The following is a 909-nucleotide window of genomic DNA, read 5'->3' as shown; positions in this document are numbered from 1 at the left end:
GATGCTGGCGAATGTTACGCTGGACGACAAATACACCCTCGAGCGCGGCCGGGTTTTCCTGACCGGGACGCAGGCGCTGGTCCGCCTGCCGATGCTGCAGCGAAAGCGCGATCTCGCCGCCGGTCTCAATACCGCCGCTTTCATCTCCGGTTATCGCGGCTCGCCGCTGGGCCTGTTCGACCAGCAGCTCTGGAAAGCCCGCAAATATCTCAAAGACAATCACATCCAGTTCCAGCCCGGCGTGAACGAGGATCTGGCCGCCACCGCGATCTGGGGCAGCCAGCAGCTCAACCTGTTCCCGAAGGCGAAATACGACGGCGTCTTTTCGATCTGGTATGGCAAGGGCCCCGGCGTCGACCGCTCGATGGACGTGTTCAAGCATGCCAATTCAGCCGGCACCTCGAAGCATGGCGGCGTGCTGGCGCTGTGCGGTGACGATCATGGCGCTGCCTCCTCCACCGTGGCGCACCAGTCCGAACACATGATGATGGCCGCAATGATGCCGATGCTGCATCCGGCCAATGTCCAGGAATTCATCGATTATGGCCTGCTGGGCTGGGCCATGTCGCGGTATGCCGGCATCTGGGTCGGCTTCAAGTGCCAGACCGAAACCGTCGAAAGCTCGGCGAGTGTTTCCATCGACCCTGAGCGCCTGCAAATCGCTTACCCCACCGATTTCGAGATGCCGACAGGCGGGCTGAATATCCGCTGGCCCGATGCAATTCTGGAGCAGGAAGACCGCCTGCAGCGCCACAAGGCTTATGCGGCGCTGGCTTTCGCGCGCGCCAACAAGATCGACCGCATCGTGATCGACAGCCCGAAGCCGCGGCTGGGTATCATCACCACCGGCAAGTCCTATCTGGACGTCCGTCAGGCGCTGGAAGATCTCGGCATCACCGAGGAGATGGC

At 62.0% G+C, this 909-nt stretch carries 1 pseudogene; it reads left to right on the top strand.

Annotated features, from left to right (window positions below):
* Position 1: 1 nt before the first annotated feature.
* A pseudogene (locus CTR53_RS09005) lies at positions 2-909 on the top strand (indolepyruvate ferredoxin oxidoreductase family protein); the annotation flags it as partial.

Source organism: Ferrovibrio sp. (genome assembly GCF_002796975.1).
Classification (GTDB): domain Bacteria; phylum Pseudomonadota; class Alphaproteobacteria; order Ferrovibrionales; family Ferrovibrionaceae; genus Ferrovibrio.
Note: the sequence above shows the minus strand (reverse complement) of the source record. Positions and strands in the feature narration are given on the sequence as shown.